This window comes from Acetobacter suratthaniensis (assembly GCF_017377745.1).
GTDB lineage: Bacteria > Pseudomonadota > Alphaproteobacteria > Acetobacterales > Acetobacteraceae > Acetobacter > Acetobacter suratthaniensis.
Genome location: NZ_JAFVMG010000001.1, coordinates 155,600 through 170,109 on the forward strand (window position 1 = coordinate 155,600; position 14,510 = coordinate 170,109).

Annotated in this window: 11 protein-coding genes and 1 tRNA gene; 7 read left to right on the plus strand and 5 right to left on the minus strand. The window is 61.1% G+C overall.

Annotated features, from left to right (window positions below; genetic code table 11):
* Positions 1-5 precede the first annotated feature (5 nt).
* Both J2D75_RS00810 and J2D75_RS00815 read left to right on the plus strand, forming a co-directional pair.
* Positions 6-1,223 carry an AGE family epimerase/isomerase gene (locus tag J2D75_RS00810; RefSeq protein ID WP_207851832.1) on the plus strand — a complete coding sequence of 406 codons (1,218 nt, stop codon included), beginning with the start codon at positions 6-8 and terminating at the stop codon, positions 1,221-1,223.
* Between the two features lie 50 nt (positions 1,224-1,273).
* Positions 1,274-2,773 (plus strand): replicative DNA helicase, encoded by a 1,500-nt coding sequence (locus J2D75_RS00815; RefSeq protein ID WP_207851834.1) that lies wholly within the window; start codon positions 1,274-1,276, stop codon positions 2,771-2,773.
* Between the two features lie 56 nt (positions 2,774-2,829).
* On the opposite strand, the gene J2D75_RS00820 is transcribed toward J2D75_RS00815, so the two are convergent.
* The 4 genes from J2D75_RS00820 to J2D75_RS00835 form a co-directional block, all read right to left on the minus strand.
* Positions 2,830-5,328: a mechanosensitive ion channel domain-containing protein gene (locus J2D75_RS00820; RefSeq protein WP_207851836.1), complete on the minus strand. Its 2,499-nt coding sequence runs from the start codon at positions 5,326-5,328 to the stop codon at positions 2,830-2,832.
* Between the two features lie 112 nt (positions 5,329-5,440).
* On the minus strand, positions 5,441-5,584 hold the full coding sequence (locus J2D75_RS00825; protein ID WP_207851838.1) for a hypothetical protein: 144 nt from the start codon (positions 5,582-5,584) through the stop codon (positions 5,441-5,443).
* A gap of 100 nt (positions 5,585-5,684) precedes the next feature.
* Positions 5,685-6,461, minus strand: a complete 777-nt coding sequence (locus J2D75_RS00830) for an ABC transporter ATP-binding protein (RefSeq protein ID WP_207851840.1) — start codon at positions 6,459-6,461, stop codon at positions 5,685-5,687.
* Positions 6,462-6,485: 24 nt separating this feature from the next.
* A complete protein-coding gene (locus tag J2D75_RS00835; protein ID WP_207851842.1) occupies positions 6,486-7,271 on the minus strand; it encodes an MlaE family ABC transporter permease in 786 nt (261 codons plus the stop codon).
* A gap of 223 nt (positions 7,272-7,494) precedes the next feature.
* On the opposite strand from J2D75_RS00835, the gene radA reads away from it, so the two are divergent.
* The 3 genes from radA (at position 7,495) to J2D75_RS00850 (ending at position 10,578) form a co-directional block, all read left to right on the plus strand.
* The gene (gene radA, locus J2D75_RS00840; protein WP_207851844.1) at positions 7,495-8,883 is read left to right on the plus strand and encodes a DNA repair protein RadA; all 1,389 of its coding nucleotides are present in this window, start codon (positions 7,495-7,497) and stop codon (positions 8,881-8,883) included.
* Positions 8,884-8,953: 70 nt separating this feature from the next.
* Positions 8,954-9,027, plus strand: a tRNA-Gly gene (locus J2D75_RS00845).
* A 192-nt stretch (positions 9,028-9,219) separates the two neighbouring features.
* Positions 9,220-10,578 (plus strand): amino acid permease, encoded by a 1,359-nt coding sequence (locus J2D75_RS00850; RefSeq protein ID WP_207851846.1) that lies wholly within the window; start codon positions 9,220-9,222, stop codon positions 10,576-10,578.
* Between the two features lie 54 nt (positions 10,579-10,632).
* On the opposite strand, the gene J2D75_RS00855 is transcribed toward J2D75_RS00850, so the two are convergent.
* Positions 10,633-11,328 carry a YoaK family protein gene (locus tag J2D75_RS00855; RefSeq protein WP_207851848.1) on the minus strand — a complete coding sequence of 232 codons (696 nt, stop codon included), beginning with the start codon at positions 11,326-11,328 and terminating at the stop codon, positions 10,633-10,635.
* 526 nt (positions 11,329-11,854) lie between these two features.
* On the opposite strand from J2D75_RS00855, the gene J2D75_RS00860 reads away from it, so the two are divergent.
* Together J2D75_RS00860 and acs are read left to right on the plus strand one after the other, a co-directional pair.
* A complete protein-coding gene (locus J2D75_RS00860) occupies positions 11,855-12,286 on the plus strand; it encodes a DUF2501 domain-containing protein (RefSeq protein WP_207851849.1) in 432 nt (143 codons plus the stop codon).
* A 246-nt stretch (positions 12,287-12,532) separates the two neighbouring features.
* On the plus strand, positions 12,533-14,467 hold the full coding sequence (acs, locus tag J2D75_RS00865) for an acetate--CoA ligase (RefSeq protein WP_408736720.1): 1,935 nt from the start codon (positions 12,533-12,535) through the stop codon (positions 14,465-14,467).
* Positions 14,468-14,510: the final 43 nt, after the last annotated feature.

The window sequence follows — 14,510 nt, forward strand, 5'->3', positions numbered from 1 at the left end:
CAGGCATGGGGCATTCCCCTGTCTGTGCGCAGCAGGATGCGGCCAGTGCGCTTGCCGCCGTGCATGTGCGCTTTACGGACTGGCTTTTCGGGCAGGCATTGCCCTTCTGGGCCGATACAGGCTGCGATAGCGTGGCTGGAGCGCCAGCCTTCCTTGGCGCACAGGAGCACCTGACGGGCGAGGGCGTGCCAGCTCTGCCCCCTTTCAAGCGGGTGAGGGTGCAGGCCCGCCAGCTTTTCGTGTTTTCTTGGGCGGCGCTGCGGGGCTGGCCCGAAGCCCGCGCACGGGCGGACGGTATTTTCCGGTTTCTGCTCAACGCACGCCGGGCCGATGGCGGCTGGGCCTGCCGCCTGACCCGTTCGGGTGCGGTGCTCGACAATACGGCGGATCTGTATGATCTGGCTTTCGTGGTTTTTGCTCTGGCCTGGTATGCCCGGCTGGATAGGGCCGATGGGCAGGCCATAACCCTTGCACGCGAGACCCTGCGCTGGATCGAAGCGGCCATGCCCCGGCCGGATGGTGGTTTTGTAAACTGCCTGCCCGATGATGGCGCAGCGTGGCAGCAGAACCCCCATATGCATCTTTTTGAGGCCGTTCTGGCCCTGTATGATACTACCGGCCAGACCGATGATCTGACGCTGGCCCACCGTCTGCACGCGCTGTTCAGCACCCGTTTTTTCGATCCTGTAACCGGGTGTCTGGGGGAATATTTTCAGGCGGGTTGGCTGCCAGCGGCAGGCGAGGCCGGGCAGTGGACGGAGCCGGGGCATCATTTCGAATGGGTGTGGCTGCTCCACGCCTATACTGCCCGCAGCGGGGTTGAAACCCACAGACAGGCTGACAGCCTTTACCGTTTTGCACTGGCGCATGGCGTGGTGGCAGAGACTGCTCTGGTGCGCGATGCGGTCGGCAGGGGCGGGCAGGTGCTGAGTAACGCCGCGCGCCTGTGGGTGCAGGGTGAGGCCCTGCGCGGCATCCTCCGCCACGATGCGCAAGGCAATGGCCTGCTGGCGGCACGCGTGGCGGACAACCTGCTGACACGCTACCTGCATGGCCCCGTAGCCTGCGCCAGTGCCGGTGCGACATGGACAGACCAGCTTGACGCACAGGGCCAGCCCGCAGCCGAGCGTATTCCCACAAGCTCACTCTATCATATCGTTACTGCGTATGATGAGCTTGACCGCGCCGTGCAGGAAGGCTGGGCGGGAAAGAGCCGCGCGTAATCGCTGCCGACTCTTACGGTATTGGCCGGAAATCTGCTACAGAGACCGGCATGAACACGATCGAGAGCGACCAGCAGAAGGAAGAAGGGCCACTGGCCCTTGGCCTGCGCCAGCCCCCCGCCAACATAGAGGCCGAGCAGGCGCTGCTTGGTGCCTTGCTGACCAATAACCGTGCCTATGACCGGGTTTCGGATTTTCTCGCGGCCGAGCATTTTGCCAACAGGGTGAATGGCCGGATTTTCGAGGCCATTGCCCGGCGGGTCGAAGCCGGACAGCTGGCAGACCCCGTGACCATGCGTGCCGAGCTTGAACATTCAGGTGTTCTGGAAAGCGTTGGCGGCATGGGTTACATGGCCAAGCTTCTTGGCTCCATGGTGGGGATTATCAACGCGGGCGATTATGGTCGCGCCATTCATGACGCGTGGATACGCCGCCAGTTGATTGATATTGGCGAGACCGTCGTCAACAATGCCTTTGGCATATCGGGCGGGCTGTCCGGGCCTGATCAGATTGAGGCCGGGGAAGAAGCCCTGTTCAAGCTGGCCACCGAAAAAGGCAAGGAAGGGGATTTTGTCTCCTTCAACCGTGCGCTGGCGGGCGCGATCGAGGTTGCGGCACAGGCGTTTGAGAACGATGGCCATGTAACAGGCCTGACCTCCGGCCTGCGGGATCTGGATAAGAAAACCGGCGGCCTGCACCCTTCCGATCTGCTTATTCTGGCAGGGCGACCCGCGATGGGTAAAACGGCTCTGGCTACTAAAATGGCCTTTTCCGCCGCCCGCGCCATTATGGAAGACAGTTCGGACAAGGGGGGCAAACCCAAGGGTAGTGTCGCCATTTTCTCGCTCGAAATGTCGGCCGAACAGCTTGCTACCCGTATCCTGTCCGAACAGGCTGAGGTATCGGGCGAGCGCATTCGGCGTGGCGATATCGGGCAGAAGGAATTCGACCGCTTTGTGCGTGTCAGCCACGAGCTGGCGTCTTTGCCGCTGGTGATTGACGATACCCCGGCCATCAGCCTTTCGGCTATGCGCACACGCTGCCGCAGGCTCAAGCGTACGCAGGGGCTTAGTCTGGTGGTGGTGGATTACCTCCAGCTTATGCGCCCGTCTGTCGGCACCCGCCCAGAAAGCCGCGTGCTGGAAATTTCCATGATTACGCAGGGTCTCAAGGCTATTGCCAAGGAACTGGAAGTGCCGGTTCTGGCCCTTTCCCAGCTCTCCCGTCAGGTGGAAAGCCGAGAGGACAAACGGCCTATGCTGTCGGATCTGCGTGAATCAGGTTCGATCGAGCAGGACGCCGATGCGGTGATGTTCGTCTATCGTGACGAATATTATCTCCAGCAGCGTCAGCCCAAGGAAACGGCGTTTGATTCCATGGATAAATATCAGACTGCCATGGAAGACTGGCAGCGCCGTATGGGGCTTGTGCATAATAAGGCCGAGCTGATTCTCGAAAAACAGCGTCATGGGCCAACCGGCACCATCAACCTGTTCTTCGAAGGCGAATACACGCGCTTTGCCGATCTGGACACCCTGCACGATCACTAGGATGCGGCTGCACCGCTCTGTCGCATACCGTAATGGTTGCAGCAGGGCGGTGGCTGTCAGCTTGCGGGTGCGTCCGCATCGCGCATCAGCAGTACCTGCCGGGATGCGACGATAATCCCCTGTTCATGAAAAGCCTGCCACAGTGCGCGCAGGGCTATGGGTCTGGCGAGTTTGATGGTCAGATCCGCACGGGCGGTGGCGGTGCCGGTCAGCAGCACCGTGCCATCCTCTACCGATGTCATGTCCACCGTAACAGGGGCAAGGCCGTCCACGGCGTCACAGGCGCTCAGTGTGTCAGCAATGACCTGCATCGCGTGGTTGAGGTCGGAGGAGAACGGCACATCAAGCGTTACGGTAAACACGCCGGGTTTCTGTGCCGCAGTGGCGTTCTTGACCGCCGAGGTAATGAACTGCGAGTTCGGCACGATCATGATGGATTTGTCGTCCAGCAGGATGTCGGTAGACCGCACGCTGATCCGCCCTACCTTGCCCGTTACACCGGCAATCGTCACGGTATCACCCACCGAGACAGGGCGTTCGGCCATCAGGATAATGCCTGAAACGAAATTCTGCACGATGGATTGCAGACCAAACCCGATCCCGACCGACAGCGCGCTGACAACCCATGTCAGGCTTTTGACTGTCACCCCCAGCACCGACAGCATGGCCAGTCCGATGAGAATCCACGCAGAATATCCCAAAATACCCAGAATGGAGGCCTGTGCCCCCGTATCCAGCCGGGTGGTGGGGAAAAACTTCTGGCTGAACCAGCTTTTGACCAGATTGATGACGTAGTGCCCGGCTATCAGCAGCCCGACACAGAGCAGTACGGCATTGAGCGAGACAAAATGTGTTTCGGCATTGGTCTGGCCATTAAACAGGTAGCCAAGCTGCGCCCATACCTGCGAGGGGTCAAACCCACCGCCTGAACTGGCAACAGCAAACAGAACCACCAGCAGCAGCAGATTGACCGCGCCGGGAATAAGCACACTGATCTGGTTGACCAGCCGTGCCGGAATGCCCAGAGCTGTCAGGCGTTGGCCAAGGCTGCCATGCGCGCACAGGGCTGTGGCGCATAGCGTGCTGGACAGGAGCGAGACCAGCAGCAGGCCGGAAAGCGTGATACTCATCATGCTCAGCCATGAGATGATGGTATAGGCCAGCGGAATATAGCCCGAAAACACAGCCAGCCAGCAGATAATAGCCACGGTCATGGCCAGACTGCGCAGAAACTGCGCGAGGGGCGGGTTATCTTCGTCTTCCGTATTGGCGGTAACCCGTAGCTCCCGCGGGATCGCGAACAGCAAGGGGCTGACCGCCAGCGTATAGGCGCCATCCATCAACTGCACGGACAGCAGGGACAGGCCGCTATGTGTGTCCATATAGCGCAGCGCACCGCGCACCAGCATGGCGACGGCCAGCCATGCGGGGAACAGGCGCAGGTTTCTGGCCAGTTCGTCGGGCATGGTGAAAACCCGCCATTCCTTCATGCGTGAGAACAGGCACCAGCCCAGTTCCAGTACAAAGCCGCACAGGGGAGCCTGTGTTGCCACCATGTCGGCCAGCACGGCCAGATCACCCTGTGCGGCAGGGTTATCGAACGACAGGATGTTCCACAGGATCTGGAAGGAAAAACCCCAGGCGGCTGTGGCAATGGCCGCACAGGCGAGGGTGGCTGTAATCGGGCGCAGGCGGCCAAAGGGTACAAAGCGGGTAATCAGCCTGCGTACAGGGCCGTGGCAGCCAAGCCAGAGCGCCATGAGCAGGGCCGTGCCCGCCATTCCGCCCAGAGTGATAAACACGCGCGAGCCGCTAAAGGCGACCCCCGTCAGGGCGACGGTCTGCTGGGAAAGGTCATGCAGGTGGTTGCTGTCCTGCCGGAAGGCGCTGATCAGCCCTGACCAGAAATTGATACCTAGCGGCGAGGGAAAACGCTGCCAGAGCGTTGCCTGCTGAATGGCGCTGCCATGCTGGCGCAGGGCGCTGATAAGCTGCTGGGCTTCCGCCTGATACAGCTTTAGCCGCACCATGCGGGTGTCCACCTCTTTCTGGCGGCGTGTCAGGGTATTGCGCTGCTCGGTAATGGAGGCGGCTTCTGCCGGGTCGCCGGAGGCGGGAGGCTTGCCCAGAATATCCAGAAAGTTCTGGTACATTGCATGGTAGGGCTTCAGCCGCGCCATGAGCGTATCGGCCTGCGTGGCGACAGCCGTTGCGCGTTGCAGCAACGTGGCCAGATCAGCGGAGGTATGGCCTGTATCGTGGTCTTGCAGGCCGGTGGTGTAAATGGTGCGGATTTCCGCTTCCATTGCGTCCAGCGTCTGATCGGGCGCGCTGTTTTCAGCGCGGGCGATAAAGGCGCTGGCCAGCCCGCCGGGTACGGTGGTGCCTACGGTCGGTTGTGTCGTATCAGCCGATGGGGCGGCTGGCGTTGTGTCGGTGCGTGTGGTGGCGGCGGTGGCTGCCGTGGCAAGGGCAGGCGCGGCAAGCAGGGCAAGGGCCAGCCCCGCAGGTCGGAGCAGGCGGCGCAAAGAGGAGAAAAAAAGCTGATGGCGCATCGGGCAGTCGTATCTCCGCTTTACCGTATGCCTTGCGTGACTGTCCTGAGCGCGAGCCTCCTGAAAGCAGGGGGGAAGGGATCAGGGGCGCTCGGTCAGGCCGGGAGACAGCTTAGGTGTTGCTGTTCTGGATATGATCGCGGAACCCCAGTTTTTCGAGCTGAGCGGGGGAGGTAATATGGCGGGGGGTCGAATGGAACATCCCGCACGCCGAAAGGCCGAGCGCACAAGCCAGCAGCAGGACTGCACGTTTCATGATGTTGTCTTTCTCCACGGTTGACTGGCCGTTTCACTGTCTTCTTTCTATCTCACCCGCAGGCAGTGCGGGCAAGCGAAGAAGTGCGCCCAGCCGCTCTCTAACGACGCAGTTCCATGGTGATAGGCCCTTCGCGGCGGCCATGGGTGAACTGATCCACATAGGGGTTGCCGCTCTCCATCAGGGTGCTGGCGGCCCCCTGCCAGATCAGCCGCCCCTGATAGAGCATGGCCGCCTGATCGCCTATCCGCTGGGCGGAGGCCATGTCATGCGTGATGGCAATGGCGGTGGAGCCGAGTGTTTTGACGCAGTTTACAATCAGCCCGTCGATGACAGCCCCCATGATCGGGTCCAGCCCGGTTGTGGGTTCATCAAAAAACAGCATGTCCGGGCGTGCGGCGATAGCGCGTGCAAGGCCCACACGCTTTTGCATGCCGCCTGAAAGTTCCGCCGGGTAAAGATCGCCCACGGATGGGTCAAGCCCGACCTGTGTCAGGATTTCGCCCGCATGGGTGCGGGCATTACGGCGGGAAAGATGCTTGCGCGCGAGAAGCCCGAAGGTGACATTTTCCCATACGGGCAGGCTGTCAAACAGGGCGGCGTTCTGGAACAGCATGCCTATTTCGCCGCGCAGGCGCTCGCGGCGGCTGGCGGGGGCGCTGAGAATGTTTTCACCGTCGATTTCAATCACGCCGGAATCGGGCGTCATAAGGCCCAGCAGGCAGCGCAGCAGAACCGATTTACCGCTTCCTGACCCGCCAATGATTACGCATGAAGTACCCTGCGCCACATCAAGTGTGACGCCATCGAGCACCTTTTTGCTGCCAAAAGATTTGTGCAGGTCACGGATACGGATTTTCGGAGGCGCATCTGTCATGCGGGGCGGCGGTCCTTATGGTGTTCAGTGCGAGAAAAACAGGTCCGTTATCAGATAATCGAACGCCAGTAGTAAAATGGAGGCAGCGACCACGGCAGATGTGGTGGCAGACCCCACGCCCTCGGCCCCGCCCTTGCTGTTATAGCCGTGGTAACAGCCCATGAGGGTGATCAGAAAGCCGAACAGAGCGGCCTTGACCAGCCCGACCGTGACATCCTCGGCTTTCAGGGCGTTGAGGGTGGCGGTAATATAGGCGGTGGCGGAAAAATCGAGCTTGACCACTGCCACGAGAAAACCACCGGCAACCCCCAGCACATCGGCTATCAGCACCAGCAGGGGCAGGGCTACAAGCCCGGCCAGCAGGCGTGGGGCCACCAGATATTTCATGGGGTTGGTGGACAGGGTATCCAGCGCATCAATCTGGTCGGTTACGCGCATGGTGCCAATCTGGGCAGCCATGGCAGCGCCCACCCGTCCGGCCACCATAAGCCCTGCCAGAACCGGCCCTAGCTCACGGGTAACGGCCAGTACCACAATACCGGCAATCGCACTCTGGGCATGGTACTGTGCAAAGCCGGTATAGGATTGCAACGCAATCACCCCGCCTGAAAACAGGGCGGTTAGCGCTACAACGGGGAGCGAGAAAAAACCCGTCTCGAGAAAACTGCCCCAAAAGACGCGCCCGTAAAACGGCGGGCGGACAATATGCGACAGGCCAGACAGCGCGAACAGCGCGATCGCCCCCGTTGCGCGGAGAAGGGAAAGGGTAGCGCGGCCAATGCCGGCCACGAGATCGAGCGCCATATCCATGGATCGGGGCTGTCTGCTCCTGCGTGGGGGTGGGTGCTGTATCGCTCTGCTGGCCTAGCGTGGAAGGAGGGGGTTCGTCAAAGTGCCTGTATGCGTCATGGGGGTAGGCAGGGGGGCTGCGGGCTTGAGTTTGTTCTTGTTTTATTCCATTTTATGCGGGAGCCGGAGCTAACCGGTGTCGTGCCGCGCCGGGTTAGGCCGCGCGGAGTTTCAAGGAGTGCCCGTGGCCAAAAAACCAGCCCGTCAGTACGGATGCACCGCCTGCGGAGCCGTACATGCCAAATGGGCCGGGCAGTGCGATGCCTGCCAGGAATGGAACACGCTTGAAGAACTGGCGATAGAACCGCTGGCGGCGTCTTCTGCCGCACGGGCTGTGCCGGGGCGGCGTGTCCGGCTTGAGGCCTTGCAGGGTGTTGTACAGCCACCGCCGCGCGTGCGCTCGGGTATTGCCGAGCTGGATCGCGCACTGGGTGGGGGGTTGGTGCCTGCCTCTGTCGTGCTGGTGGGGGGCGATCCGGGGATCGGTAAATCCACGCTGCTGTTGCAGGCCGCGAGCAAGCTGGCGGAACAGGGCGAGCGGGTTTTGTATATTTCGGGTGAAGAGGCGGTGGATCAGATCCGCCTGCGCGCCCGGCGGCTGGGGGTGGAAGGGGCAAAGCTGGAACTGGCGGCCTCCATCAATGTGGCGGACATTATCGCCACCGCCGAGGCCGAGGCTGATGTGCGGGTGGTGGTTATCGATTCTATCCAGACCATGTGGCTGGAAACGGTGGAAAGCGCTCCGGGCACGGTTTCGCAGGTGCGGGCCTGCGCGTTCGAGCTGATCCGCGCGGCCAAGCGCCGGGGGTTCTGTCTTATTCTGGTGGGGCATGTCACCAAGGAAGGGGCACTGGCAGGCCCGCGCGTGCTGGAACACATGGTGGATGCCGTCATGTATTTCGAGGGCGATCGCGGGCATCAGTTCCGTATCCTGCGCGCGGCCAAGAATCGCTATGGTGCGACGGATGAAATTGGCGTGTTCGCCATGACCGATCGCGGGCTGGAGGAAGTCAGTAACCCTTCCGCCCTGTTTCTGGCCGAGCGGCGGGGTAATATTGCCGGTTCCGCCGTCTTTGCCGGGCTTGAAGGGTCTCGCCCTGTCCTGCTGGAAGTGCAGGCCCTGCTCTCGCCCAAAGGGGGGGATGGCGCGCCCCGCCGTGCTGTTGTGGGCTGGGATGGCGGGCGGTTGGCCATGCTGCTTGCCGTGCTGGAAACCCGTTGCGGGCTGAAGCTTTCGGGCATGGATGTGTATCTGAACGTAGCCGGAGGGCTGAAAGTGGCGGAACCGGCGGCTGATCTGGCCGTGGCTGCCGCACTCGTTTCCGCAGCGACCGGCGTGCCGACCAGCCCCGGTGCGGTCTATTTTGGCGAAGTCGGGCTTTCGGGCGAGATCAGGCAGGTTTCTCAGGCGGATTCCCGGCTGAAAGAAGCCGCCAAGCTGGGCTTTACCCAAGCTGTTCTGCCACGCCGTGTGGCGCGAGGCAGTGCGCCCACCCGCCCGCCGGAAGGGCTGAGCCTGCGAGAGAGCGGGCATATATCCGATCTGATCAGCCCGGATGCGCAAAGCGAGTAAGCGGGAAAATACACCCTTCGGATTGCCAGTCAGCAGAAGCGGGGTTATAAGACGCCCACTGGTTCGCCACGCGGATGTAGTTCAATGGTAGAACGGCAGCTTCCCAAGCTGCATACGGGGGTTCGATTCCCCTCATCCGCTCCAGTTTCCCCCCGATTCTGATGACGTGCCGGACAAGGCCATGCACTGGGCATGGCTCTGCCTCGTGGCGCTGTCTGTCTGCATTGCAGCAGTCGGGCCGGTGCGCTTTGGATATTGTTCCGTTTCAAGTATGATCGATCGGTTCGATTACGCAGGAACATTATAGAGATCGGGCGACAGAAAAGGAATTTCCGTATGGCACAGGCAAAGACCACACCGCCCGCTAGGTCGGGCGCGGGTCTTCGGAACCGGCATATCGCCATGATCGCCCTTGGCGGCACCATCGGCGCGGGGCTGTTCGTCGGTAGCAGCGCTGCCATTGTCGCCACCGGGCCTGCGGTTCTGCTGGCCTATCTTGGTGTTGGCGCGTTGGTCATGCTGGTCATGCGGATGCTGGGCGAAATGGTGGTGAACAACCCGCGACAGGGATCGTTCGTGGCATATATCCGCATTGCCCACGGCGACAGGGTCGGGTTTACCGCTGGCTGGCTTTACTGGTTTTTCTGGGTGGTGGTGCTGGGCAGCGAGGCCATTGCCGGGGCTATCCTGTTGCAGGATTGGGTTAATCTGCCGGTCTGGCTCCTGGCTCTTGTGCAACTGGCAGTGCTCAAGGCAGTCAATTTCGCGGCGCCGCGTGTTTTTGGCGAATGCGAGTTCTGGCTTTCCGGGGTGAAGGTTTTCAGCATTCTGGCCTTTGTGGGCCTGAGCCTGCTGTATGTGCTGCATGTTTTTGGGCCGGGCGTATCGGTGCGCTCCAACCTGGTGGGGCATGGCGGTCTTGTGCCGCATGGTTTTCTGGCGGTGCTATCGATTGTACCCACCATTCTGTTCAGCATGATGGGGGCGGAAATCGCAACCGTGGCGGCGGCGGAATCCAGTGAATCGGAAAAGAGCATCGACCGCGTAACGCGTAGTCTGGGGCTGCGTGTTACGCTGTTTTATGTTCTGGCAGTGGGCATGATCCTGCTTGTTGTGCCGTGGGATACGATCATTTCCGGCCGCTCGCCCTTTGTTGCGGCCATGGATCGCATGGGTGTGCCCGGTGCCGGGTTGATGATGCGCGTTGTGGTGTTGAGCGCCATCCTGTCCTGCCTGAATTCCAGCCTGTACATTACCTCCCGCGTGCTGCGTGAACTGGCGGAACAGGGCGATGCCCCGGCCCCACTGGGGCGTCTGGCGGGCTCGGGCGCGCCGCGTCTGGCTATTACAGTCAGCGGTCTGGCGGGGGCTCTGGTGGCGTTTTCTTCCATTCTCGCCCCCGATACGATTTTTGCCTTCCTGCTGAGTTGTAGCGGTGGCGTTATCCTGCTGATTTACAGCCTGATTGTGACAGCCCATGTCGTAACCCGCAAAGCGGCTGAGCGTGCAGGGCAGGGGCGGTTTGCGTTACCGTTGTTTCCGCTGACCAACTACGCCACGGTGGCGGGGGTTGCGGTTGTCTTCGGGGCCATGCTGGTTAACCCGAGCGAGCGTATGACGGCGGTGGCCTCGTTGGGCACGTCTGTCTTCTGTTTTGCGCTGGCATCGTATTTCATGATCCGCCGGGCGGACTGAACAACACCGCAACGTAAATCGGGCCAGTGGCATACCGGCCCGATCGTGGTGCGCTCAGGGAATGCTGATCCGGTCCAGCCGCACGACAAGCGGCAGGCGCCCGACCAGTAGCACCGTACCGGCCATCATGATGATGAACGCCGTTAAGGCTATTCCCTGTGCTACGCTATGGGCCGAAATCAGCGTGCCCATGACCGCGCCGAGAAAGAGCGCGCCAATGGCCGCCGCCCTGCGCCAGCTTCCCCTGTTATCGCCCCCGGCCACGCTGCTGTTATGCGCCAGACCGTGCAGAACAACGGTTGCGGCGGGTAATGTCATGTCCGGCAGGCTGGCGTGGCGGGTGGCGGAGGTCTGCACCCCCATGGCAAAAGCCAGCAGGCCCAGCGTTATATAAGGTGCGCCGGGTGGCGCGGCTGACCAGATCCATGCCGCCAGCGCAATAAGGCTGGCGACACCGAGCAGCATATCTCCGATAATCAGGCGCTGGTGCCGTCTGCGCCGGACAAGGCGTCCTCCCAGCACAGCGCCACTATAGAAGCAGGCAATGGCCTCCAGCCCGGACAGGACGATAGCCTGCGAGGTGGCGATGTTGACCGCAATCAGGATGATGCTTGCGGTCATGTACCCCGCGAACATTTTCAGGTGCAGCAGCGAGATGGCATCAAGCATGCCCATTGCCATCGTAACCAGAATAATTGCGACAACCAGACGGGCATCATGCCCTTTTTGAATAGGGGGAGTATGTTCCATTGATACAGAAATAGCGTGAGTGGATTGAGTGGATAAAAAAGATAGCATTAATTGTTATAACGCAGAACATGCCTTCGGGTGGGGGCAGCCATGACCTCTCACCCGGCCAAGTGAGGCGAAAACCGAGGCATCAGGGACAGATCACCAGATCGTGATGCAGGTTGAGGACCCTGTAGAGAGGGGGACAAAAGGGGGTGCGTACCCTTGTGCAGGGGGTGTACAACGCGAATGGACATGCTGTTTTATCAGATGGATAGACTGGTTTGCCAACTTTGCCCTGTCTGGCCTGAATTCAGAAAAAACAGACAGGTTAAAGAGCTTTTGCGTTTTTTCGTTCAGGTGTCTGCGCGCTGCATGGGCGGGGGCGATGGGGCGGCACACAGATCGCGCCTTTATGGCGGGGGGCTGCGCAACGCAGGGTGAAGGGCGCGTGTGGTCTGCCATGTTTTTTGTGCGCCCGGCGGCTGCTTGATCTTTGGACAGATTACGGGGCAGTTTGTCGCATATTCCGCTAGGGAGATTCTTGATGAAACTGACAGCCGTACGTGCCCTGTCGGCGCTTGCCCTTACCACCTCTCTCCTGGCTGGCGCTCCGGTGCTGGCTCACGCACAGGAGCTGAACATTCCCGTCGTGCGTGGGGGGGATACGTCCTCTCTGACAACTGTTGACCCGTCCGATCAGGTCGCGGCCATCAACCCCGCTGAAAACGCCGGGCTGCTGAACTACTGCGTGCAGAACGAATATGTCGATTATGACGACGGTTTCCGCACCCTGCAGGAATACGTCAAAAAGACGAATGCCGTGCCTGAAGGCGCTGACGGCAACATGTTCTACGCCATTGGCACCGCTGGCCAGCTGCGCGTGAACAACAAGACCTATTCCATCGCCACGGCAACGCTGCCCATCCGCCAGTCCACCTGTAAGGTTGTGCTCGCACGGGCCAAGGCGTCTCTGTAAGGGCGTTTTTTCGGTGCGCGGCCTTTTTGTTTTCAGGCCCTTGTAAGGGGCGGTCAACACAGGGCGTAGCACCGAAATATCAGGCAGAATCTTCAAAGGCCAGCCGCGTTTCGCGGCTGGCCTTTGTTGCATTACCGAAGTTTTAGGTTCCGTTATGCGGGCAGGTACCTTTACCTGTTGTGCCTCAATGTGATCAAAACGCCATACCTGAACGGTTGAAACGAAAAACAAGAAGGACAGGGCGTGGTGGACGAGGCTGCAAATCCGGCTCTAGGGGCTGTTTCCGATCAGTATGTGCAGAATGTTCTGGAAGCGGAACGCGACCCGGAAGCTTTCTGGCTGGCGCAGGCGCGCCGTCTTGTCTGGCACAGCGAACCCAGCCATGCCTCCCGCTCAGACTTTACGGGCGATGTCCGCATTGCCTGGTACGAGGATGGCCGCCTGAACGTGGCGGAAAACTGTCTGGATCGTTACCTGCTGACCCAGCCTGATAAGGCCGCTGTCATCTGGGAAGGGCAGGAAGACGGGCACCGCACCGTTCTGACTTATCGCGAATTGCATGCCCGTGTGTGCCGTCTGGCCAATACGTTGCGCCGTCTGGGGGTGAGCAAGGGCGACCGCGTTGCCATTCACCTGCCTATGGTGGTGGAAGGCGTAGTCGCCATGCTGGCCTGCGCACGGATCGGGGCCATTCACGTGGTGCTGTTTGGCGGTTTTTCGGCTGAAGGGCTGGCCGAACGCCTGCGCGATAGTCAGGCCGTACTGGTTATTACGGCGGATGTCGCCCGCCGGGGTGCCAAGCTGATCCCGAGCAAAACCACCATGGACGAGGCGCTGGACGCCTGCGGCCCCGAATGCGCTGTGCGCAAGGTGCTGGTCGTGGCTGTAACCGGTGCCAAGGTGCCTATGCAGGCCGGGCGCGATCTGTCTTACGAGGCGGAAGTGGCGCTGGAAATGCCGGATTGCCCGGTAGAGGTCATGGATGCATGTGACCCGCTGTTCCTGCTCTATACTTCGGGCAGCACGGGGCGGCCCAAGGGCGTTGTGCATGGCTCGGGCGGCTATCTGGTATGGGCCAGTTTTACGCACCAGACCGTTTTCAATAGCCAGCCAGATGATATTTTCTGGTGCACGGCCGATACAAGCTGGATCACCGGTCACACCTATGTGGTGTATGGCCCGCTGGTGAATGGCGGCACCATCATGATTTACGAGGGGCTGCCCTCATGGCCTGCACCGGGCCGCTGGTGGGATGTGATTGATCGCAACGGGGTGACGGTTTTCTATACTTCCCCCACCGTTATCCGCGCCGCCATGCGCGAGGATGATCACGTGGTGGAAAGCCGCTCGCTGGCCAGCTTGCGGGTGCTGGGCACTGTGGGTGAGCCGATCAGCCCCGAGGCCTGGCAGTGGTTCCATGACAAGGTGGGGCGTAACTGCTGCCCGGTTGCCGATACATGGTGGCAGACCGAAACCGGCGGTGTCATGATTACGGCCAGCGCGGGCAAGGTGCCGGGCAGGCCGGGGGCTGCGGGCCTGCCGCTGCCGGGCGTGCAGGTTGAACTCCTGACCCCCGCCGGAGCAGGGCAGGAACAGCCGGTGGTGGAAGGGGCTGGTGAGGGGCTGTTGTGCCTGTCGTCCTCATGGCCCGGTCAGGCCATGACGCTGTGGCAGGATCATGAGCGTTTTCGCCAGACCTATTTCACTACCTGCCCGGGGCGGTATTTCTCGGGCGATGGGGCACGTCGCGAGGCCGATGGCTATATCTGGATCACGGGCCGGGTGGATGATGTGGTGAATGTTTCCGGCCACCGGATTGGCACGGCGGAAATTGAAGACGCCATCGCAACCGACCACGAGGTGGTGGAAAGTGCGGCGGTCGGTATCCCGCATGACCTCAAGGGGCAGGGTTTGGTGGTGTATGTCGTCCCGCGTGAGGAAGGCGTGCTGGATACGGCGCGGGTGCGCAAGGTGGTGGCGGATAGCGTGGGCCGTTATGCCGCCCCTGAAAAAGTCTATGTCGTGCGGGATCTGCCCAAGACGCGCTCTGGCAAGATCGTACGGCGGCTTTTGCGCAAGATCGCAGCGGGTGAGCTGGAAAATCTGGGAGATCTGTCCACCCTGTCTGACCCGGACTGTGTGCAGGCCCTTATCCGTCAGGTAGCAGAACAGCAGGGTTAGCCCATGCAGGGCACCAGCCTCCTTCGAGGGGCTGGTGCCATCA

What these genes read in the sequence shown, in the direction of transcription:
- J2D75_RS00810 (WP_207851832.1), top strand. Translation starts at nt 6, where the DNA reads ATGGGGCATTCCCCTGTCTGTGCGCAGCAGGATGCGGCCAGTGCGCTT.
- J2D75_RS00815 (WP_207851834.1), top strand. Translation starts at nt 1,274, where the DNA reads ATGAACACGATCGAGAGCGACCAGCAGAAGGAAGAAGGGCCACTGGCC.
- J2D75_RS00820 (WP_207851836.1), bottom strand. Translation starts at nt 5,328, where the DNA reads ATGCGCCATCAGCTTTTTTTCTCCTCTTTGCGCCGCCTGCTCCGACCT.
- J2D75_RS00825 (WP_207851838.1), bottom strand. Translation starts at nt 5,584, where the DNA reads ATGAAACGTGCAGTCCTGCTGCTGGCTTGTGCGCTCGGCCTTTCGGCG.
- J2D75_RS00830 (WP_207851840.1), bottom strand. Translation starts at nt 6,461, where the DNA reads ATGACAGATGCGCCTCCGAAAATCCGTATCCGTGACCTGCACAAATCT.
- J2D75_RS00835 (WP_207851842.1), bottom strand. Translation starts at nt 7,271, where the DNA reads ATGGATATGGCGCTCGATCTCGTGGCCGGCATTGGCCGCGCTACCCTT.
- J2D75_RS00850 (WP_207851846.1), top strand. Translation starts at nt 9,220, where the DNA reads ATGGCACAGGCAAAGACCACACCGCCCGCTAGGTCGGGCGCGGGTCTT.
- J2D75_RS00855 (WP_207851848.1), bottom strand. Translation starts at nt 11,328, where the DNA reads ATGGAACATACTCCCCCTATTCAAAAAGGGCATGATGCCCGTCTGGTT.
- J2D75_RS00860 (WP_207851849.1), top strand. Translation starts at nt 11,855, where the DNA reads ATGAAACTGACAGCCGTACGTGCCCTGTCGGCGCTTGCCCTTACCACC.